The organism is Amycolatopsis marina (assembly GCF_900111885.1).
GTDB classification, from domain to species: Bacteria; Actinomycetota; Actinomycetes; order Mycobacteriales; family Pseudonocardiaceae; genus Amycolatopsis; species Amycolatopsis marina.
Window position 1 is genome coordinate 174,164 of sequence record NZ_FOKG01000004.1, and the last position, 21,630, is coordinate 195,793.

17 protein-coding genes are annotated in these 21,630 nt (G+C 67.7%); 11 read left to right on the plus strand and 6 right to left on the minus strand.

Annotated features, from left to right (window positions below; genetic code table 11):
• The 8 genes from BM199_RS08745 to BM199_RS08780 form a co-directional block, all read left to right on the plus strand.
• Window positions 1-985: HNH endonuclease (locus BM199_RS08745; RefSeq protein ID WP_091671864.1), on the plus strand; the 985-nt coding region annotated here is incomplete at its 5' end.
• A gap of 41 nt (window positions 986-1,026) precedes the next feature.
• Window positions 1,027-2,055 carry a 2,3-diaminopropionate biosynthesis protein SbnA gene (sbnA, locus tag BM199_RS08750; protein WP_091671866.1) on the plus strand — a complete coding sequence of 343 codons (1,029 nt, stop codon included), beginning with the start codon at window positions 1,027-1,029 and terminating at the stop codon, window positions 2,053-2,055.
• The gene (sbnB, locus tag BM199_RS08755) at window positions 2,052-3,098 is read left to right on the plus strand and encodes a 2,3-diaminopropionate biosynthesis protein SbnB (RefSeq protein ID WP_281245680.1); all 1,047 of its coding nucleotides are present in this window, start codon (window positions 2,052-2,054) and stop codon (window positions 3,096-3,098) included. Before sbnA ends, sbnB begins: the two co-directional genes overlap by 4 nt.
• Window positions 3,099-4,793 (plus strand): IucA/IucC family protein, encoded by a 1,695-nt coding sequence (locus BM199_RS08760; RefSeq protein ID WP_091671868.1) that lies wholly within the window; start codon window positions 3,099-3,101, stop codon window positions 4,791-4,793.
• On the plus strand, window positions 4,793-6,457 hold the full coding sequence (locus BM199_RS08765) for an IucA/IucC family protein (RefSeq protein WP_091671870.1): 1,665 nt from the start codon (window positions 4,793-4,795) through the stop codon (window positions 6,455-6,457). Before BM199_RS08760 ends, BM199_RS08765 begins: the two co-directional genes overlap by 1 nt.
• Window positions 6,458-6,470: 13 nt before the next feature.
• Window positions 6,471-8,252 carry an IucA/IucC family protein gene (locus BM199_RS08770; RefSeq protein ID WP_091672123.1) on the plus strand — a complete coding sequence of 594 codons (1,782 nt, stop codon included), beginning with the start codon at window positions 6,471-6,473 and terminating at the stop codon, window positions 8,250-8,252.
• Complete coding sequence (locus BM199_RS08775) at window positions 8,252-9,451, plus strand: type III PLP-dependent enzyme (RefSeq protein ID WP_091671871.1); 1,200 nt, start codon at window positions 8,252-8,254, stop codon at window positions 9,449-9,451. Before BM199_RS08770 ends, BM199_RS08775 begins: the two co-directional genes overlap by 1 nt.
• 89 nt (window positions 9,452-9,540) lie before the next feature.
• Window positions 9,541-10,545 (plus strand): ABC transporter substrate-binding protein, encoded by a 1,005-nt coding sequence (locus tag BM199_RS08780; RefSeq protein ID WP_425425507.1) that lies wholly within the window; start codon window positions 9,541-9,543, stop codon window positions 10,543-10,545.
• Window positions 10,546-10,605: 60 nt separating this feature from the next.
• Here the strand turns inward: BM199_RS08780 and BM199_RS08785 are convergent, their stop codons facing one another.
• Window positions 10,606-11,340, minus strand: a complete 735-nt coding sequence (locus BM199_RS08785; RefSeq protein ID WP_091671873.1) for a GNAT family N-acetyltransferase — start codon at window positions 11,338-11,340, stop codon at window positions 10,606-10,608.
• Between the two features lie 213 nt (window positions 11,341-11,553).
• Here BM199_RS08785 and BM199_RS33235 point away from each other — a divergent pair, with 213 nt between their 5' ends.
• Entirely contained in the window at window positions 11,554-13,173 is a 1,620-nt protein-coding gene (locus BM199_RS33235; protein ID WP_143101800.1) for an integrase, read from the plus strand.
• 72 nt (window positions 13,174-13,245) lie between these two features.
• Here the strand turns inward: BM199_RS33235 and BM199_RS08790 are convergent, their stop codons facing one another.
• From BM199_RS08790 to BM199_RS08800, 3 genes are all read right to left on the minus strand, one after another.
• Window positions 13,246-14,034 carry a metal-dependent hydrolase gene (locus BM199_RS08790; protein ID WP_091671875.1) on the minus strand — a complete coding sequence of 263 codons (789 nt, stop codon included), beginning with the start codon at window positions 14,032-14,034 and terminating at the stop codon, window positions 13,246-13,248.
• Between the two features lie 100 nt (window positions 14,035-14,134).
• Window positions 14,135-15,223, minus strand: coding sequence for a VanZ family protein (locus BM199_RS08795; protein ID WP_091671876.1), 1,089 nt, complete (start codon window positions 15,221-15,223; stop codon window positions 14,135-14,137).
• Window positions 15,224-15,284: 61 nt separating this feature from the next.
• Complete coding sequence (locus BM199_RS08800; RefSeq protein WP_091671878.1) at window positions 15,285-15,758, minus strand: SRPBCC family protein; 474 nt, start codon at window positions 15,756-15,758, stop codon at window positions 15,285-15,287.
• 22 nt (window positions 15,759-15,780) lie between these two features.
• Here BM199_RS08800 and BM199_RS08805 point away from each other — a divergent pair, with 22 nt between their 5' ends.
• Complete coding sequence (locus BM199_RS08805; RefSeq protein WP_091671879.1) at window positions 15,781-16,395, plus strand: TetR/AcrR family transcriptional regulator; 615 nt, start codon at window positions 15,781-15,783, stop codon at window positions 16,393-16,395.
• A 13-nt stretch (window positions 16,396-16,408) separates the two neighbouring features.
• On the opposite strand, the gene BM199_RS08810 is transcribed toward BM199_RS08805, so the two are convergent.
• Window positions 16,409-16,852, minus strand: a complete 444-nt coding sequence (locus BM199_RS08810) for a DUF4383 domain-containing protein (RefSeq protein ID WP_091671881.1) — start codon at window positions 16,850-16,852, stop codon at window positions 16,409-16,411.
• Window positions 16,853-17,164: 312 nt separating this feature from the next.
• On the opposite strand from BM199_RS08810, the gene BM199_RS08815 reads away from it, so the two are divergent.
• A complete protein-coding gene (locus tag BM199_RS08815; protein ID WP_091671882.1) occupies window positions 17,165-20,482 on the plus strand; it encodes an error-prone DNA polymerase in 3,318 nt (1,105 codons plus the stop codon).
• A 32-nt stretch (window positions 20,483-20,514) separates the two neighbouring features.
• Here BM199_RS08815 and BM199_RS08820 read toward each other — a convergent pair whose 3' ends face one another.
• The gene (locus BM199_RS08820) at window positions 20,515-21,534 is read right to left on the minus strand and encodes an aldo/keto reductase (RefSeq protein ID WP_091671884.1); all 1,020 of its coding nucleotides are present in this window, start codon (window positions 21,532-21,534) and stop codon (window positions 20,515-20,517) included.
• Between the last annotated feature and the right edge of the window lie 96 nt (window positions 21,535-21,630).

A 21,630-nucleotide genomic window follows, 5' to 3' on the forward strand; every position in this document is an offset into this window, starting at 1 on the left:
GTTGACGACCCGACTGCCGCACACCCTGGCCGCGATGCGGGCCGGGGTAGTGGACGGGTACAAGGCCTCCAAGATCGCCGACGTCACCGGATGTTTGTCCGATGATCTCGCGCGGCTTGCCGATGAGCGGTTGTCGCAGCGGTTGGCGGGCAAGGACCCGACGCGGTTGCGGCGGGCGGCGCACCATGTCGTCGCCCAGGTCGTTCCCGACGGCTACGCCAAGCGGGTGGCGCGGCGGCGGGCGGAACGGTCCGTGCAGTTGGTGCCGCAGGGCGAGGGCATGGCCACCCTGATCGCCGACCTGCCCGCCGAAACAGCCACCTCGATCTACACCCGCATCGACCGCGAAGCCCGACGGCTCCGCCACGCCGGAGCCACCGACACCCTCGACCAACTCCGCGCCGACTTGTTCGGGAAGATGTGCCTGCGTGACGGCACCGGGTCGGGGGCTGTGCGGGCGGAGGTGTTCGTCTACGTCGCCGCCACCACCCTCCTCGGGCTGGACGACGAGCCTGCCGAGATGACCGGGCACGGCTACATCCCCGCCTGGCTGGCCCGGCAGATCGCCACCGGACCCAACACCGTATGGCGCCGCATCCTCACCGACACCATCACCGGGCACCCGATCGACCTCGGCCGCACCCGCTACCGACCCCCCGCACCGCTGGACGAATTCGTCCGCATCCGCGACCGCGAATGCCGAGCATCGGGCTGCTACCGGCCGTCACAGTCCTGCGAACTCGACCACAGCCTCGACTGGCACAAGCACGGCACCACCACCGAAAAACGCCTCATCAGCCTCTGCAAAACACACCACCGCCTCAAAGACCAACCCGGCTGGAACTACACCGTCAACCCCGCCGACAACACCCTCACCATCACCACACCCACCGGCCAACACCACACCACCCGACCACCCCGCCTCCACCAACCGGTCAGTAACTGTTCGTGTCGACCCCCTCATTCACGGTCACCTCGGGACTAAGGTAAGACTTACCTCGCATCTCCGCCTAGCCGAGGAGAACTGTGACTGTCGCTGCCGCCGTGGCCAGCTCCGTGCGCGAATCCATCCTCGACTGTGTCGGCAACACGCCCGTCGTCGCGCTGCGCAGGCTGTTTCCCGCGCCGGACGTCGAGGTGGTCGCGAAGCTGGAGCTGATGAATCCCGGCGGCAGCATGAAAGACCGGTCGGCGCGCTACATCGTGGAGAGCGGCCTGCGCGACGGCACGATCCCGCCGGGCAGCAGGCTGATCGAGAGCAGTTCCGGCAACTTCGGTATCGCCCTCGCCATGGCGGCCCGCGTACACGGCCTCGAGTTCACCTGCGTGGTGGATCCGAAGACCACTACTGTCAACCTCGCGATTCTGCGCAGGCTGGGCGTCACCCTCGAGATTGTCGACAAGCTGGACACCGCGGGCGGCTACCTCGGCACCCGCATCCGACGGGTACAGGATCTCCTCGCCGAACAGCCGGAAACCATCTGGATCAACCAGTACGCCAACGACCGTAACTGGGAGGCGTACTACCACGGGACCGGCGCCGAACTGGTCACCCAGCTCGCCCTGCCCCCCGGCTACCTGTTCGCGCCGGTGAGCACCACCGGCAGCGTGCTCGGGTGCGCACGTCGGCTCCGCGAACACTTCCCCGGACTGCACGTCGTCGCCGTGGACGCCGTCGGCTCCGTGATCTTCGGCGGCCCGCCAGGGCACCGCGAGATCCCCGGCATCGGCTCGAGCCGCGTGCCGGAACTCTGCTGCCCTGCCGAGATCGACGAGGTCGTACACGTCGACGACGTCGACGCCGCCCTCGGTTGCCGGGAGTTGCTGTCCGCCGAGGGGATCTTCGCGGGCGGTTCCAGTGGCTCGGTCGTCGCCGCGATCGCCCGCCGCCTGCCGACGCTGCCCAAACCCTGCCGCATCGTGGCGATCTTCCCCGATCGCGGCGACCGCTACCTGGACCTGGTCTACGACGACGAATGGCTGGAGCAGGCCCGCGTCCGTCGCACCGAGACCGACACCACTACCACCACCGACACCGACAGGAGTAGTTCGTGACCTCGACCCATGCCGCCGCCCCGGACACCGGCACCGCTTCCCCGCGCATGCTCTACCTCAACCGCCGGGACGTCGTGGCGGCCGGCGGCACCGACCCCGAGCTCTACGTCACCGCCCTGCGCACCGCCCTCGTCGCCCACACGCGGGGACGAACCGTCCAGCCACTCAAGCCGTACCTGCGCGCGAACGGCAAGCAGGGGCATATCGCCGACCGCATCATCGCCATGCCCGCACACGTCGGCGAACCCGGTATCTCCGGCGTGAAGTGGATCGGCAGCAAACACGACAACCCGACCACGCGGGGACTAGAGCGGGCCAGCGCCGTGATCGTGCTCAACGACCCGGACAGCAATTACCCCATCGCACTGCTGGAAGGCAGCCTGATCAGCGCATGGCGGACCGCCGCGGTCACCTGTCTCGCCGCCGAGTACTTCGCGAGACCCGGCTTCACCGACGTCGCGCTGATCGGTTGCGGGGTGATCGGCAGCACCCAACTCAGGGCGCTCACCCGGTGTTACCCGAACATCACCACCGCGCACATCTTCGACACCGCACCGGAAGCGGCGCAGGCGCTGGCGGACCGCATCAGCGAGGAACGGCCCGGCCTCAAGGTCGCGATCGCGGAGTCTGCAGAGGAAGCCGTGCGCGCGGGTGAGGTCGTCATGCCGTGCACCCTCGCCGACCGGCCCTACATTCCCTTCTCCTGGCTCAGTCGCGGCACCTTCCTCGCCAACGTCTCGATCATGGACGTGCACAAGGACGTGTTCCTCAACGCGGACAAGGTCGTCGTCGACGACTGGGAGCAGAGCAACAGGGAAAAGAAGATCATCAACCAGCTGGTCCTCGCGGGCACCTTCTCCAGGGAGCGGCTGCACGCCGAACTCGGTGACGTCATCGCGGGCAATCGGCCGGGCAGGGAAAACGCCGACGAGATCATCCTGCTCAACCCGATGGGGATGGCCGTGGAGGACATCGCCTGCGCGGCCGAGATCCATCGCAGGGCCCGTGAGCGGGAGATCGGCACCTGGCTGGATCTGTACTAAATGGACCTGCCCACCGAGGAGGTCATGCGCGACCTGGTCGACACCCTTTTTCAGGAGAACCTGTTCGGCTTCGCCGACGGCGAGGTCGAACCGGCCGGCCCAGGCCAGTGGCGGTACCGGGCAGCGGGTGTCGAGGTCCAGGTGCGTCCAGGGGGACGCCTGCAGGAGTACCGCTACAGCCAAGGCCCGGTACGCCACGATGAAACCGAACTGACGCCGGACGAGCTGCTACGTCTGCTGGCCTCGGACTCCGCGCACACCGACCTGGTCGCGGCTGATCTGCACACAGCCGTGGAACACGCGCGGGTGACACTGCACGCTCGGCACGACCTGCTTCCTCGGTCCGGGAGTCTGCTTGCGGGTGAACGCCTCGCCGCGACCCGAAACCGCCCCTTTCACCCCACCGCCCGGGCGGCCAGCGGGTGGACCGCGTCCGAACTCGCCGCCTACGGCCCCATGCGTCCATCGCCGCTGGCGCTGACCTGGGTCGCCGTCCGCACCGAGATGCTGCGCCACGGTTCGGGGGAAGACAGCAGGCGAATCGCCGAACTGCTGCTGGACGAACAGGATGCCGGACAACTTGCCGACGTACTCCGGAAAAGCGGCCTTCCGTCGGACGAGTTCACCGTCTTGCCGGTACACCCCTGGCAGTTCGAGCACGTGCTCCCCCGGGAATTCGTCGACGAGTTCACGGCAGGTACCGTGCGGGTGCTGGGCAAAGGCATCGGGCAGGGGCATCCGACGGCATCGTTGCGCACGATCACGACCGCACCGGAATCGGCTCGGCACCTGAAACTTCCGCTCGGAATCGCCACCCTCGGCGCCGCGCGGCTACTACCGCCCCGCTACCTGGACAACGGCGAGCGCGGTGAACGGTTGCTGCGGACCCTGCTCGACCGCGATCCCGGACTACGCGCCAGAGTGCTGGTCTGTGACGAGCGCACCTGGGTCGGCTGGCAGGCGACGGCCGAGGACGAGTTCGCCGATCGGCCGGGGCAACTGGCCGCACAGGTGCGGGAGTACCCGGGTGGCGTGCTCGACGACCCGGAAACGATCGCTCTCCCGATGGCGGCGCTCGCGGCACACGAATGGCGGGTGTTCGGCCCGGTAATCCTCTGTGGACGGCGTCCGCTCGATTTCTTCACCGAGTTGGCGGAACTCTTCCTCGCGAGCATGCTGGGCTTTCTCCGCTATGGGGTACTTCCCGAACCACACGGGCAGAACGTCGTGCTGACCGTGCGAGAAGGCAGGCCGGAACGGCTGGTTCTGCGGGATCACGACACCGTCCGGCTGTACCCGGAGTGGCTGACGGCAGCAGGCGTCGCGAACCCCGGATACCGGGTCCGCCCCGGCGCACCGCAGTCATTGTCGCTCGAAACGGCGCAACGGCTGGTCGGCTACCTGCAGACACTCGGCGTTCAGGTCAACCTGTACGCCATCGCCGACGCGATCGGCAGGCAGTACGGCATCGCCGAGGACACGCTGTGGGACAGCATCCGGACGGCGACGATCAGCGCACTTGACACACTCGACCTTCCCGCGCACGTGTCAACTGTCCTGCGGCGGCAACTGCTCGAGGAAACTCGTTGGCCGAGCAGGCAGGTGCTCGGTCCACTGTTGCGCAGTGGCCCGTCGTCCGGAGTGAGCATGCCCGCCGGCACCGGTTCGGTGCCGAATCCACTGCGGAGGCCATAGTGGACGGATCAATGGAGACCGTGGATCCGTGTCACGCCGAGGCGGCCTGGCGCGGAGCACGCGAGCGGCTGCTGAACGCCTTCCTGCGTGAAACGGGACTGGACGTGCCTGTCGAAGGTGAACTGCACATCCCGCTGCCCGCGACGAACCGCGTCCTGCTGGTACGGGTGCGTTACCTTTCCGCGTCCGGCGGGCACCAGTTCGCGGACGACATGCTGCTTCGTGACGACAACGGGGTGACCGGCCCAGTAGGAAACGCGGACTTCCTCGACGCGCTGCTGTCCGAGGTCGCCGCGAGGTCGGGGTTGAGCGACGCCGAAGCGCGGAGGAAAGAACTCGCCGAACAGGTGCAGGGCAGCGTCTCGCACACGGCCCGCTACCTGGCCGGGGCGGCGAGCGCGCCGCAGCCCGCGCCGGATGAGAAGGTGTCGACCAGGTACGCCGAGCAGCACGTCCTGACTGGACACCCGTTTCACCCGACACCGAAGAGTGCCGAGGGATTCGACGAAACCGACCTCGGCCGCTACAGCCCGGAACTCGGCGCCTCGTTCATTCCGCACCAGCTGGCGCTTGCCGGGGAACTGGTGCTACAGCGGAGAATCACGGACACCAGCTGGGTGCCCGACGAGGTTCGGGGGCACGTGCCCGACGGTTTCGTACCGCTTCCGGCGCACCCGTGGCAGGTTCGGTACCTGCTCGCGCAGCCCGCGGTGCGAGAGCTGGTGCGTCAGGGCGGGCTGGTGCCGCTGGGGCCGCTCGGCCCAGCGGTGTATCCCACGTCGTCGGTGCGAACGGTGTGCGCACCCGCGTTCCCGACCTCGTGGAAGCTCCCTCTGCACGTGCGCATCACCAACTTCTTCCGCACCAACCCGGTCGAGCACCTGCGGCGGGCCGGTGACGCCTCCGCGCTCATCGCGCGACTGCTGCCGGGCTGGTCCTGCGCCGGTTTCGAGGTACTGCTGGAAAGTGGCTTCAGGACGATCGATCCGGACACGACGAGTGCCGATCTTTCGGCCGAGTTCGGCGTGCTGTACCGGGACAACCCGTTCCACTCCAACGGCCAGTCGCCCAGGGTGCTCGCGGCACTTCTGGAAGAGGGTTCCAGGGGCGAACCACCGGAGTTGGTCCGTTGCGCTTGGGAGGCGGGGGACGTCGTGGAGTGGCTGCGGCACTACCTGCGGATCTCTTTGCTGCCCCTGCTGGGCGTCTTTGCCGCCGACGGCGTCAGTTTCGAGGCACACGTGCAGAACTCCCTGCTGTGTACCGAGGACGGCTGGCCGGTGCGATTCTGGGTGCGTGATCTCGAAGGTGTCAGCGTGAGCAGGGACCGGATACCGGCCAGGGCGGGCGACAGCGCACCGGTTCGAGACAGCCCCGTCTGCTACGACGATGCCGAGGCGTGGCTACGGCTGCGATATCACGCGATCACCAACCAGCTCGGACACGTGGTCCGGATACTCGGCAGGCACACCGGAATCGGGGAGAAGCCACTGTGGCGAGTGGCCCGTGCGGAGGTCGCGGCCTGCGGAGCCGCAGGCGACTACGGGGGCGAGTTGCTCGGCGCGGCAACTCTTCCGGCAAAGGCGAACCTGCTGAGCCGGTTCAGCGGGCGCGGTGAGCGGCCGCTGTACGTCGATGTACCCAATCCGCTGCGTGAGGAGTGATCAGGTGAGGCAGATGGAACCGGATCTGGTGCAGCGGGCGCTACGAGCGCCGGGCTTTCCCGAGGTACGGCGCAGGGTGTTCCGTCAGTTGCTGGAGTCACTGCTCTACGAGAACGCGGTGCGGGCACACGAGAACGACGATGGCCGGTCGGTCGTGGCGGCGGTGAGCGACGAGGGAGAGCCGGTGCGCTACGTCGTCACCGCGCGCCGCCGGTTCGGCTTCGGCCGGGTCGCCGTGACCGGGCCGGTCCTACGAACGGACTCGGGCGGCATCGCGGAAGCCGAGTCACTGAGCGGGTTTCTCGGTGAGGCACGGGCGGCGCTGGACGCGGATCCGGAACTGCTGACCAGGTTCGCGAGGGAACTCGAGGAGACGCTGGTCAAGGACGCGGCAGCACAGTACGTACGCGTCCGGCGAGGTGGTCGACTGGCGGACGCGAGCTACGACGAACTGGAAGGCCGCATCACCGACGGACACCGGTATCACCCGACGTTCAAATCGCGGATGGGTTTCGACGCCGCGGACAACTACGCCTACGGTCCCGAGTTCGCTCACCCGGTACATCCATTGTGGATCGCGGCGCACAACGAAATCAGTGAGGTGAGCACGTCCTCGACACTGTCCGGACAGGACTTCGTTCGCGGACAACTCGGTGCCACGAAGACCGAGCACTTCCTGGACATCCTTCGCGAGGCGGGGGCGGAACCCGCCGACTTCACGTTGGTACCGGTGCATCCCTGGCAGTGGCGGGAGCAGGTGGCGACCGCGTTCGCCGAACCACTCCGGCAGGGTTCGCTGCACCTGCTCGGCCCCGATCCGGACGAGTTCCTGCCGCAGCAGTCCATCCGGACCATGGCCTGCGTCACGACACCACATCGCCCCTACCTCAAACTCGCACTGTCCATCGTGAACACGTCCACCAGCAGGGTGCTGGCCCCACACACCGTGCGCAACGCCGCGCCGATCTCCGACTGGCTGCGGGACGTGGTCGAATCGGACCCGTTCCTGCGCGACGACTGCAGGGTGGTCCTGCTCGGCGAGGTGCAGGGCAGCGCTGTCGTCCCGGACCAGCCAGGTGGGTTGCTTCGGGAGGACACCTACGGGGTCCTGTCGTGCATCTGGCGCGAGAGCCTGTATCCACATGTCGAACCGGGCGAGAATGCCGTGCCGTTCACCGGACTGACCGCGCGCGAACTCGACGGAACCCCGATGATCGAGCACTGGGTGCGCAAGCAGGGAGTGATCGGCTGGCTCGACAGGCTGGTCGAGGTCAGTGTCGTTCCGCTGCTGCACCTGCTGTGCAGGCACGGCATCGCGCTGGAGTCGCACGCGCAGAACATGGTTCTCCTGCACCGGGGAGGAGTTCCGGAGCGGGTGGTGCTGCGCGACTTCCACGACGGGGTGCGATTCTCCCGTGCACATCTCGCCGAGCCGGATCGTTGCCCGGAACTCGCCGGGACACCGGCACACCACGGGAACCGGAACTCCTTTGTGGAGACCGACGATCTTGATCTGGTGACGGACTTCCTCCTGGACGCGTTCTTCTTCATCAACCTCGGCGAACTGTCGATCTTCCTCGCGGACACCTACGGGCTGGCCGAGCGCGAGTTCTGGAAGGTGGTTCGGGCCAGGGTCGCGGCCTATCAGGAAGCCTTTCCCGAACTGACCGGCAGGTTCACCCTGTTCGACCTGGCCAAACCGACCATCGCGGTGGAGCGGCTCACCACCAGGCGGCTGTTGCCGGACACCGAACTCCGGCTGCACTCGGTGCCGAATCCCCTCGCGGGCCCGTGATGGCAGCGGACAGGATCACCGCGCTGGTCGCCGAACGCGCGACGCGGTCCGAACCTGTATGTCTCTATGCCTACGACCTCGACGCGCTGGCGGCGCACGTCGGCGCGCTGGTTGGCGAACTTCCCGAGCGGTGCCGGATGTTCTACGCGATGAAGGCCAACAGCGCGGCGCCCTTGCTGCGCACACTGGCCCCGCTGGTCGCCGGATTCGAGGTCGCGTCGGGCGGCGAACTGGCGAAGGCACGGGAGGCGGACCCGGACGTGCCGGTGCTGTTCGGAGGGCCCGCGAAGACCGACAGCGAGATCGCCGAAGCGCTGCGCGCGGGGGTACTCCGGCTGCACGTGGAGAGCGTGCTGGAGCTGCACCGGGTCTCTGCGGTCGCCACCCGCCTGGGTAGCCGTGCCGACGTACTGCTGCGAGTGAACCTCGCGGGACCGTTTCCGGCCGCGACCATCGCGATGGCAGGAGTGCCCACCCAGTTCGGAATCGACGAGTCGGCACTGCCCGAGGCGATCCGTGCTGCGCAGGACCTCCCCGGCGTCCGGCTGACGGGGTTTCACCTGCACTCGCTGTCGAACAACCTCTCGGCCACCGCGCATCTGGAAATGCTTGCGCTCTACCGGGACCGGGTCATCGGCTGGGAACGGGAGTTCGGGCTGCGCTGCGAGGTCGTGAACATGGGTGGCGGGATCGGCGTCAACTACGGCGATCTGAGCGCGCAATTCGACTGGCCCGGTTTCACCAGCGGGCTGCGCGACCTCGCCAAGCGGACCTTTCCCGGGCACTGGCGGGAGATCGACTTCGAATGCGGCCGGTTCCTGGTCGCCGGATGCGGCAGTTATGCGGCAGAAGTCCTCGACATCAAGCACAACCACGGTTCGGCGTTCGCGCTCGTGCGCGGCGGCACACACCACTTCCGACTGCCCGTGTCCTGGCAGCACAGTCACCCGTTCGTCGTCCAGCCCGTCGAGCGGTGGCGGTACGACGCGCCGCGGCCGGAGTCGTCCGGTGAACCGGTAACCGTGACCGGCGAGCTGTGCACACCCAAGGACGTCCTCGCCAGAGCGGTGGTGGCACCACGGATCCGGGCGGGCGACGTGCTGGTCTTCCAGTACGCGGGGGCCTATGGCTGGGAGATCTCACACCATGACTTCCTCAGCCATCCACACCCTGAGCAGGTGTTTCTGGGCAGAAGGTGACATCCGCTATGTACGGATTGTGTTAACGAACCCGAGGATCTAGGGTCCGTTAGCCAAGCCTAACCAAACGGGTTATCCGGAGGAATGCCATGCCCAGTTCGACACGCCCGCGCCGCATGTGGCGGACCGGCGTCGCAGCAGCCATGGCGGCCTGCTTCGCGCTCACCGCCTGCGGCGGGACCGAGGAGCCTGCCGAGCAGGCACCGGCCGGCGAAGGCGCCTTCCCCCGCCCCATCGAGCACGCGATGGGCGAGACCACCATCGAGGCCGAGCCGCAAACCGTCGCCGCGCTGGACTCCAGCTACGTCGACGCCGCGCTGGCACTGGAGACGAAGGTCGTCGCCTTCACTCAGTTCCCGGTTTCGGGCGAGCAGTTGCCCGACTACCTGCCGGACAGCGACAAGCAGTTCGCCGCGGACGCCAAGGTGATCGGCGAGCTGGGCTCACCCGACGTCGAGCAGTTGTACGACATCCAGCCGGATCTGATCGTCTCCGCCAAGGTCCGCCACGAGCAGATCTACAACGAGCTGACCGGGGTCGCCCCGACGGTCTTCAGCGAGACCACGGGCGCCACCTGGAAGGACAACATCCGGCTGCTGGCGAAGGCGCTGGGCAAGGAAGAACTGGCCGAGCAGAAGATCGGCGAGTACGAGGCCAGGGCCAAGGAGATCGGCGACAGCGTCCGCGAGAAGCTCGGCCGCGACGCGACGGTGTCGCTGGTCCGTTTCGTGGAGGGCGAGCCGACGGTGCGGCTCTACAGCAGCGCGTCCTACCCCGGCATCGTCTTGAACGACGCCGGACTGAAGCGCCCCGAGGGACAGCCGAACCCGCAGGACTCGATCGCGGCCGACCTCAGCCAGGAGAACATCACCCAGCTGGACGCGGACCACGTTTTCGTCTCCACCTACGCCGATCCCCGTACCGAGGAGGAGGACCCCCGCGCGCAGTTCGAGAGCAACCCGCTCTGGGGCACGCTTGAGGGCGAGATCGCCAGTGTGAACGACACCACCTGGTTCACCTCGGTGAGTCTGCAGGGCGCGCACGCGATGCTGGACGACCTCGCCAAGCAGTTCGAGGTCGACCCCGCTCGCTGACTCGTTGACTCATGACCGATGGCCGGGTCGCGCACTCGCAGCGCGGCCCGGCCATCGTCATCAGAGCGGGTGTTCCAGCCAGACGTTCGGCTCGACGTAGACGCCGACGTCCTGCGCGGTGGATGCCAGTACCGGAACGAGGCCGCCGTCCACCTCGTTCTCGCCGTCGGCGAGGGCCAAGCCGGTCCAGTCCCGCCACTGGGCCAGCGTTCCGGTGATGGTCATCGCGAAGGGCGCGATCTTCACCAGTCGCGCGCCGAGCCGTTCGTGAGTGCGCAGCCAGGGATCCCCGGGCAGGCCGTCCGCACGGCGCCAGGTGAGGTACTCGGCCATCGGCACCCGTGGATGATCCCGCTTTCCCGTCGGCCGCACCGGTACGACGAGTCGGCTCAGCCCCTGCTCCCGTGCGCACTCGCGCAGCGCGGTGAGCGCCGCGGCGGCCACGCCCTGACCACGGCGAGCCCGCGCCACCTGCACGTCCAGTGCGCAGAGCGCGGTCGGCGCCCGTCCGTCCAGTGCATCCTGGACGGCCCAGAGGATCGCCCCGTCCCACCCGTGCTCCGGCAGTTCGGTCCTGTCCTCCGCCGGAAAGGCCAGCGGGATGCCGACGGCCCTGGCGACGGGCTCACCTTCGTCGAGCACAACGAGGAAGAACTCCGGCCAGCGCCGGGCGAGGCGCCGGGCCCTGGTCAGATCGCCGATCGGGTCGTGCTGCATGAACTCGGCGCCGATGTCGCCCAGTGCCAATGCCGGTTCAAGCAGGTCGGGCCGGTTGGCCAGGTTGTGGATCACCATCTCGCCATCCTCGCGATCCGGCCCCGCCGAGCGCAGCTGATTTGCCTCAGGGCTCCGCGGTGGTCGGTCACGGCCGGGTCGGCGAACACTCACGCAGAGAAACAAGCTGTCACCAAGAGTAGTAATGTGGCGACACAAAGGCGGGGAGCGGCCCAATGGGCGGCTCCCCGTACCTAAGACTCTGCGCCTAGCGCTCTACAAGGATAGCACCTCGTGACACAACCCTCATCTTTGTCTTCGGCAAGCTTATCCAACGACCCATACGCGAGCCACGTACTGGCGCGGCTCCTCGACTTTTTCCATGACACCACCCCCTGGCCACGCCGTCTCTGGGAGGTCAGCAGCGTTCTTGCTCTGGAAGAGGCCGCGGAGTGCGGCGACTGGACGCGAATGAGGGTGCTGTCGTCGGGGGCTGCATCCTGGTACATGCACGAACTCGAGCGCCAACTTGGACCTGACCGCGGCCTGGGCCACACGAAGCTGCGGAAGGAACTGACCGGTCTGCTGCGGTCGAAACTCCTGTCTGACAGCCGGGAGCGTCGTCGATTGATAGAGCTCTTGCCATCAATCAAGCAGGGTTACTTATCCAGATGGGCTGACAGCGTCGATTCGGCAAACCCTCCCTCGCCAGAACGCCTCGCACGCGCGCTCGCTACCTACTTGCTCGATTGTGGCCACAGCACAGGACGCCTACACGGGTGGGCTCGCAAGCTCAGCATGAACGCCGACGCAACGTTGGTCGACCTGCTCGCAGGTGCCTGTCAGCTGGCAGAACAACGAGATCAGACCTTCGAAGTAATCGTGCCCTTCATGTCTGTTCCCGACCATGAGTCGTTGGCCTCGCACCTACCCGAGTGGCTCTCACCTCGCCAGACTGCCGCGTGGTTTGCGGAGCAAAATGTAGCTGATCCGCCACGACACAACGGCGCCTTCGTCTATCAATTCACCGTCAAGGATGCAGTGGCTGCAGCAAGGGCAGCCGGCGCTCTGGTTCGTCGCCTGGACGCCCGCCGCTCATATGCTCGGCGAGCGAAAAAACAGCTCACGGCCGTCGGACGGGTTTGGATTGCTGGCCAGCCGGGCTCACTACCACTCTCGCCACCTGATCGCGGAGTCAGTGTTCTGTCCCTGGTAAGTGAGAAGACGATGTACTCGGTAGACCGGAACGACCGGCTCGATGAGGCACTAGAATTGGCGGCGCCCCTCAACACTGGCTCGGTGTCCACGGCGGCCGCAGGCGCCTGGGCCGCGATTGAATCCCTGCTGTACCACCCTGGCGACCAGATGGATGTCGAAGAGGGGCGAGCGGTGGTTGCCGACCGCCTTGCAGCAATCGTCGCATGCTCCTGGCCACGAGCAGAACTCACTGCATTGTCCTATCGTCACAAACCATCTGTTCCTGATGACGTCAGCCGACGCCTAGTAGCATGTAACAGCAACATGGAACGCAGCAGGGTAATTGCTGACGCGCTAGTAGAGCACATTCCATTGCGACTGACCACACCGCACGAGAAGGCTGCTTCAAAACGCATGGAAGCAGTTCTCGTCGATCCATACAGACAACTAGGCGACGTCAGCACCATTATCCGAGGCGTCTTTCGACGTCTGTACCGGCAACGCAATATCGTGGTTCACGGTGGAAACACCGCAGCGGTGGCTCTCGAGTCGGCCTTAAGAACGGCTGCGCCGTTGATCGGCGCTGGCTTGGACCGTCTTGTCCACGCCCAGCTGATCAACGGCGTGAGCCCACTGGTTCTAGCCGCACGTGCCGAAAATTCCCTCGCCTTGGTCGGGGATCCACTTGGACCCCATCCAACCTGCCTGCTTGAGTAAAGCGACTCAAAAGACGGCCACGCAACTGAATCCTGCCAACCAGGCTGTGGATCATCACCATCTCGCCATCCCTCAGGGCTCCGCGGTGGTCACTGCCGGGTCGGCGAACACCCGGTCGACGAGGTCCACGGCCAACTCCCACGCTCCCGGGAACAGCGCGAAGGCCAGCACCGTGAAGACAGGGAAGATCACGGCGTTCTCGACTCCCTTGCCGGTGCGGAACCGCAGGAAGCTCGGCGGGCGGATCTCGTACCACGTCTCCCCCGCGATGGGCACGGGGAAGAGAAAGGGACAGCCGGACTCCGTCAGCGCGTCACCGAGACAGTGGGTGATGCAGCCGACCGCGACGGCGATCCCGAGATAGCCCGACACCGCGTCCAGCTGGGCGAGCGGATTGGGACCCGCCTCGTACACCCACCAGACCACGGCAGCGCCACCGACCGGCAGCAGCCAGTCACCGAGTGCGTCCTCGGCGAGCAGGAGCCCGAGCAGTACCACTCCGGCCACCGCCCACGGCCCGCCCGCGGCTGTCCCCGCCGCGGTGAGAGCGCCGAGCGCGAGCGCGAACAGCACCGTGTGGGAGAGGTGCCGGTGGGTGCCCTTGCCGTTCTCGTCCCTCGGCCCCTTCGTGACCGAGTAGAGGGCGCCGGATGCCTTGCGCAGCAGCCAGGACACACCCCCGGTGAGCGGGCCGAGCAGTTTCGACGCACGGGCGCCGGGATGGTCGAGGTCGGGCAGCAGGGCGAAGCCCGCCGTGGTCGACGCGAACACCACCGCCTGCGGGATCGAGTCCACCCCGGTCAGCGGCGCGACCGCCAGTCCCGCGCACCAGCCGGTCAGCGCGTGCGTTCGACCCATCATCTGCTGTTTGCCTCCGAGCCCCAGATCCGTGCGGAGGCATCAGTCTCTCGGAGGGCACCGACAGTCCGGACTACTGACGCGCCGCCCTACGGCAACGTGATCATGAAGACACCCGGGCGCGGGCGCCTGCTCTGACGTCGACGAAGCGGGTGCCGGTGACCAGGCCGCTCAATCCGCGGTGGTCGCCGGTACGCCAGACCAGCACCACGCTGACCACAGCCAGAACGGCGCCGGCGGCAGTCGCGTCGAGGAACACCAGGACGAAGAACCCACCGGTCCCGGTCAGGAACCGCACGAGGATGCGCAGGACGGAAGGTTTGCTTCCGCCTGGATCCACCGGCGCGAGCAGCACGACCCGCTGCCCGAACGTGCCGCCGTCGCCGAACAGCGGCACCAGCAGCAGCAACAGGACCGCGGGCAGCAGGGTGCCGATCGCGGGGCTGGCGTTCCAGTCGAACGGCTTGCCGTAGCCGTAGATCCCGATCGTCCTGATGACCACCTGCGCGGTCCAGCCGAGCAGGGCGACGGACAGCAGGTCGAGCATCATCCCCAGCAACCGCCGCCACGCGGTGACCGGTCGCGGTTCTTCGGGCTCCTCGGACACCGCCTGTGCCGGTAGCAGTCGCAGGACAGGTGCCATGACCACGCCGACCGCGGTGCCGACGCCGTTCGCCAGCAGGTCGTCCACGTCGAAGATCCGATAAGGACAACGGAACAGCCCCCACACGGCGGTGAACTGGGTCAGCTCGATCAGCAGTGATGCCAGTACACCCAGCGCGAGCACGGTCGGCACACCGCGTCGCAGCAGATGCCTGCCGAACATACCGAGCGGCACGAACAGCGCGACGTTGAACACGAACTGCTGCAACGCCGGGTTGTGCAGCAGCGCCGCGACGCCGGTACCCCGCTGCTCCCTGCGGATGTCCGTGACGAACTGCAACGGCCGCAACTGCGGTGTGCTCGTGGCGTGCTGCGCGCACCACTGCGCTGTCGTGTCGGGTACCGGGACGAGCGTGTAGGTCCACAGCGCCATGAGGTAGACGAGGAACGCGCCTGCGAGCACGGCGTGCCCGATCCCGAGTTCACCACGCCTCCGGTAGCTCCACGCCACATACGGCACGACGAGAAACACGGCGAGGACACCGCCGGCCAGGAAGGCGATCAACGCCGAGGTCTGCAGGCTGCTCACCAGGCGACGCTAACCCGTCCGTCCCGGCGTCGCCGGGCGCAGACGCCCCCGGCGTCCGCAGCTAGCCCGAGTGCTCCGTGCGTTCCAGAAGTTCCTTCGCGCCCCGGATCTCCCGCTCGACATCGGATCGCAGCGTCCGCCGGAGGATCAGCTCCACCGGCAGGCCGACGATCGGAAGGAAACCGAACTCGATCGTCCGAGTCACGCGCGTCCCATCGCTGACCGGCCTGCACACGAAACTCGCGGCGAACGTGGACAGCCTGCGGGAGAGCCGGTTGTGCGGCGACGGCGCGTACTCCACGTCGACTCGCTCGCCGGGCGTGAGCCGCATCCGGGAGACGACCTTGGGCATCGGTCCTGGCAGTCCCGGCAGCCGGGAGCGGAACTTGAACTCGGTGACGTTGCCTTCGCGTCGCACCCAGTCGATTCGGCCCAGCTTGTCGTCCACCTCGGCGTAGCGCCGCGGGTTCAGCACCAGGGCCAGGAACTCGTCCGGTGAGCAACGCACTGTCTGCTCCACGCGTACTTGAACCATAGTAAGAGAGTACTCTCTTACTATGGCGAGAACCACTCCCGGAGTGACCAGGGAACGCATCCTCGACGAGGCCGTCCGGCTCTTCTCGACGCGCGGTTACGACGCGACCTCCGTGGTGGACATCCAGGTGGCGTGCGGCCTCTCGCCCGGTTCCGGCGCGCTCTACAAGCACTTCCCTTCCAAACAGGCGCTGCTCGAACACGCGGTCAAACGGAACCTGGAGACGATGGCGAGCAGGCACGCCGACGCCGTCGCCGAACTTCCGGAGGATCCACGCGAAGCGCTCCGGCTGCTCGCGGACGTCGTCTGGTCGGTGATGGAGCGGGAGCGCGAGCTGATTCGGATCATGATTCGCGAGTTCTCCGGCTTCCCACAGCTGTTCGAGCAGATGTGGCAGGGCGTGCTCGCGCACGTGTACAGCGTTTGCGCGGACTGGATCAGGGCGCTGCGTGACCGGGGACAGACGAGCGTCACCGACCCAGAAGCGACCGCGGCGGTGCTACTCGCTTCGCTGACCTACTACCCGATCCTCGACACCCTCATCGGGCACACTCCCGGCGATCTGGAAGCGCCGCGCTTTCTGGCCGCCTGGCTCGACCACGCGGCCGGCACCCTCGGCCTGCCCGCCGAGCCCTGACGAGCGGACGTCATCACATCTTCGTGCTGCGCCCGAAGAACACGCCGAGCGCGAGCATGCCGACCGCGAGGCCGAGGTGCAGCCAGTTGTCGGCGGTGTTGACCGGCAGGAAGTTCGCCGCCGAGCCGGGCCGCACGATCAGTCCGTAGATGCCGAGCACCAGGTATGCCAGCCCGCCGCCGAGCAGGAACGCCCGCGCGCCCGTGGCGGCGCGGGCAAGCGTCAGCCCCACGACCCCGAACGCCAGGTGCACCAGGTTGTGCAGTACGGACACGGCGAAGACGCCGAACAGCATCGCCCCGCTCCCGTGCCCGGCGAAGGCCAGCAAGTCGTATCCGGAGGTGGCACCGGGCACGAATCCGAGCAATCCCAACAGCAGGAAGATCACGGCCACCGCGGCCGCGACGACCTGCACGGGCGCGCGACCGGTGTAGTGGGCGACGTCGTGCGGTGCCATCGGCTGATCCTGGGGACGGGACATGCTGACGCCCTCTCTGATGTCTCTCCGTGTTCACCGCCTCACGCGGAAGCAGTATGTCCAGTGTGGATCCAGGGCCAAGCCTGCGCCAACTTGCGAGGGAAAATCTCACTGTCCGCGCTCCGGCAACTACGGCACTCCACCTCCTCCCTTCCTGTCCTCACCCGCGCGGGTCAGGGTGAGCTTCGCCGCGTTGACCACCCACCACAGCGGACACATACTTCGAACAGATGTTCGGAGCATCGACGCTGGCTTCCCCACGGCGGCAGGATCAATGTGGAGAGAAGTGCGATGTCGTTCAACAACCCTGTGCTTCCGTGGCGTGACCTGGAGCGAGCACTGTCCGGTCGCGGCCCCGAACCCACGGGGGACGGCGGGGACAGTCCGGCGTGGACCCGCAAGCGCGAGGGCTACGCCGGACCGGCGAACCTGCGGCCTTCCCGCGACAGCGGCGGCTTCGAGATCCGGGTCCCCTACGCGGAGCTGCACGCCCACTCGCACTTCAGTTTCCTAGACGGCGTGAGTTCGCCCGAGGCGCTGGTGGAACAGGCCGTGCGGGCGGGGCTGGACGCCATCACGCTGACCGACCACGACGGGATGTACGGCGTGGTCCGGTTCGCCGAGGCGGCGCGGGAACTCGGGATGCGGGTGGGATATGGCGCCGAACTGAGCCTCGGCCTGACCGGACCGCAGAACGGCGCGGCCGACCCGGCAGGGACGCACCTGCTGGTGCTCGCGCGGGGACTCGAGGGTTACCGGCGGCTGTGCCGGGTGATCAGCAACGCCCAGCTCCGTGGTGAGGAAAAAGGCAGGCCGGTCTACGACCACGACGAGATCGTCGAGGAACTGCGCGGGCACAGCGTCATCCTCACCGGCTGCCGCAAGGGCGCGGTCCGCGCGGCACTGGCCAGGTCCGGCCCTGCGGCGGCGGCAGCGGAACTGCGCGGTCTCGCCGACAAGTTCGGCAGGCACCACGTGGCTGTGGAGCTGACCGACCACGGCATGCCCATGGACTCGGTCCGCAACGACTGGCTGGCCCGGATAGCGGCCGATCTCGATCTGCCGACAGTGGCGTCCAACGCCGTGCACTACGCCGTTCCCGCCGATGGCAGGCTCGCCGCGGCCGTCGCCGCCGTCCGGGCGAGGCGCAGCATCGACGAGCTCGCCGGCTGGCTACCGCCCGCACCAGCGGCGTTCGTCCGATCCGGCACGGAAATGGCCGCCCGGTTCTCCCGGTACCCCGGGGCGGTCCAGCGGGCCGCGCTGTTCGGCGTGGAGTGCGCCTTCGACCTGCGACTCGTCGCACCGGAACTGCCGCCGTTCCCGGTGCCCGACGGCCGCACGGAGGTGAGTCACCTGCGGGCCCTGACCTGGGCCGGCGCCGCGACCCGCTACGGCACCCGAGCCGAGAACCCGGCCGCCTATCGCCAGCTCGAGCACGAGCTGGCGATGATCGAGCAGCTCAACTTCCCCGGCTACTTCCTGATCGTCGCCGACATCGTCAGATTCTGCCGGGACAACGACATCCTCTGCCAGGGCAGAGGATCCGCCGCCAACTCCGCCGTCTGCTACGCACTCGGTATCACCAACGCCGACCCGGTGCGGTGGGGTCTGCTGTTCGAACGCTTTCTCGCGCCCGAACGGGACGGGCCACCGGACATCGACGTGGACATCGAGTCCGACCGCAGGGAAGAGGCGATTCAGTACGTCTACGGCAAGCACGGCCGCCACCACGCCGCGCAGGTCGCCAACGTCATCACCTACCGCGCCAAGTCGGCGGTGCGGGACATGGCAAAAGCGCTGGGGTACTCCCCGGGGCAGCAGGACGCGTGGAGCAGGCAGATCGACCAGTGGGGACATGTCGCCAAGGCCGGTCCCGGCGAGGAACAGCCGATCCCTGCCGAGGTGGCAGAGCTCGCGAACCGGATCGGGGACGCGCCGCGCCACCTCGGTATCCACTCGGGCGGGATGGTCATCTGCGACCGCCCTGTTTCGGAGGTGGTGCCGGTCGAGTGGGCCAGGATGGCCGGGCGCACGGTGCTGCAGTGGGACAAGGACGACTGCGCGGCGGTCGGGCTGGTCAAGTTCGACCTGCTCGGGCTGGGCATGCTCTCCGCGATCCACTACGCGACAGACCTGATCGCCGAACACGAGAACATCACCGTGGACCTCGCCGAACTCGACCTGGCCGACGAGGCCGTCTACGACATGTTGTGCAGGGCCGACGCGGTCGGCGTGTTCCAGGTGGAGTCGCGCGCGCAACTGGCGACCCTGCCCCGGTTGAAACCGCGGGAGTTCTACGACCTGGTCGTCGAGGTCGCACTGATCCGGCCGGGTCCGATCCAGGGCGGGTCGGTGCATCCCTACATCCGCAGACGCAGCGGCGAGGAACCGTGGGAGCACGAGCACCCGCTGCTCGCCAGGGCACTCGACCGAACGCTGGGCGTCCCGCTGTTCCAGGAACAGGTGATGCAGATGGCGGTGGACGTCGCGGGGTTCAGCGCGGCAGAGGCCGACGAGTTGCGCAGGGCGATGGGGGCCAAGCGCTCCAGCGCGAGGATGAACCGGCTGCGTGAGCGGTTCTTCGACGGCGCGGCGGCCAACGGCGTCACCGGCGAACTCGCCGAACGCATCTTCCACCAGATCCACGCCTTTTCGGGATACGGCTTTCCGGAGGCGCACTCGATGTCCTTCGCGCTGCTCGTCTACGCCTCCGCGCACCTCAAGCACTACCACCCCGCGGCGTTCTGCGCGGCGTTGCTGCGCGCTCAGCCGATGGGCTTCTACTCTCCGCAGTCACTGGTGGCCGACGCACGGCGGCACGGCGTGCTCGTCCGGGGCCCGGATGTCAACGTCAGCCTCGCGCACGCCGATCTCGAAGCCGAACCCGGCAGCACCGGCGGGCAGGCCGTGCGCCTCGGGCTCGCCGGGGTCAGGGGAATCGGTGACAAACTCGCGGAAGCGATTGTCGCCGAACGGAATGCGGGCGGGGTCTACAGCGACACCGCCGACCTCGGCCGCCGGGTCACACTGCGCGAACCGCAACTCGAGGCGCTGGCGAGCGCGGGGGCGCTGGCCGGATTCGGCGGTGACCGCCGCCAGGCGCTCTGGGCCGCGGGCGCCGTCGCCAGGCAGCGCCAGGGACACCTGCCCGGCAGCACGCCGGGCCAGCAACCCCCTGCGTTACCCGGAATGTCCAAACTGGAGGTCGCGGCGGCGGATGTCTGGGCCACCGGAATCTCCCCGGACAGCTACCCGATCCAGTTCCTCCGCGAGCGGTTGAACGCCGCAGGCGCCCTCGCCACCGCATCGCTGACCGACGTCCCCGACGGCACGCGCGTCCTGGTCGGCGGGGCCGTCACCCACCGGCAACGCCCGGCGACGGCCGGCGGAATCACGTTTCTCAACCTGGAGGACGAGACCGGGATGGTGAACGTCGTGTGCTCGCCGGGGTTGTGGACGCGGCAGCGCGCCATCGCCCGCAACAGCCCGGCCCTGCTCGTGCGCGGGGTGGTGCAGAACGCGACGGGTGTGGTCAGCCTGGTGGCCGATCTGTTGCGCCCCTTGGAAATGGGCGCCGTCGGCAGCAAGTCCAGGGACTTCCGCTGATCAACCGGGCCGGAATACCGGAATCGATGAACTCAGCGACGCCGCAGTGACGGGTCGAGCAGGGCGGGCGGTGTGTCGTGCTTTTCGTGCGGGGCGAGGTCGACGCCGGGAGCGACGATCGCGTCGATCGCGTCGAGCACGTCGGCGGAGAGCACCGTGTCCGCGGCGGCGAGCTGCGAGTGCAGGTGCTCCGGCGTGCGGGGGCCGATGATCGCGCTGGTCACGGCCGGATGCGCGGTGACGAACCCGAGCGCCAGCTGGATCATGGTCAGACCGGCCTCGTCGGCGAGCGTGGCCAGCTGTTCGACGGCATCGAGCCTGGCCCGGTTGGCGGGGATGGTGAGGTCGAAACGCTCCGGCAGGATTTTCGAACGGTTGGTGCTGACTTCCCGGCCCTCGCGGACCGCGCCCGAAAGCCAGCCCGAGGCCAACGGGCTCCACGCCAGCACGCCCGTTCCGTACTGCTCGGTCACTGGCAGGACGTGGGTCTCGATCCCCCGCTGGAGGATCGAATAGCTGGGCTGCTCGGTGACGTATCGGCTCAGGTGATGCTCCCGGGCCGCCCACTGAGCCTGCACGATGCGGTAGGCCGGAAAGGTCGAGGAGCCGAAGTAGCGGATCTTTCCCGCCCGCTGCAGGTCGGTCAACGCCGACAGGGTCTCCTCGTCGCTGGTGCTCGGGTCCCACCGGTGGATCTGGTAGAGGTCGACATGATCGACACCGAGGCGGCGCAGGCTGTTGTCCAGCTCGGTGACCAGCCAGCGGCGTGAGCTGCCCTGATGGTTGCGCTCGGTTCCCATGGGCATGCCCGCCTTCGTGGCCAGCACGATGTCGTCGCGACGGCCTGCGATGGCTTTGCCGACCAACTCCTCCGATTCGCCGTCGCTGTACCTGTCGGCGGTGTCGATGAGGTTGATCCCGCCCTCCAGAGCGGCATCGACGATAGCGGTGGCCTCGTCCTGGGTGGTACGTCCCAAGCCGCCGAAGTTCATCGCGCCGAGCACGAGGGTGCTGACCTGCACACCGGTGCGGCCCAAGGTGCGGTACTGCATGGCTGTTCCTCCTGGAGAGATGAAGGGAGTCCGTGTGGTGCGTGGATTGGCTTTGCTCCGCCGGTTCTGGCATCCTGAGCAAACGGAACCGTGTTC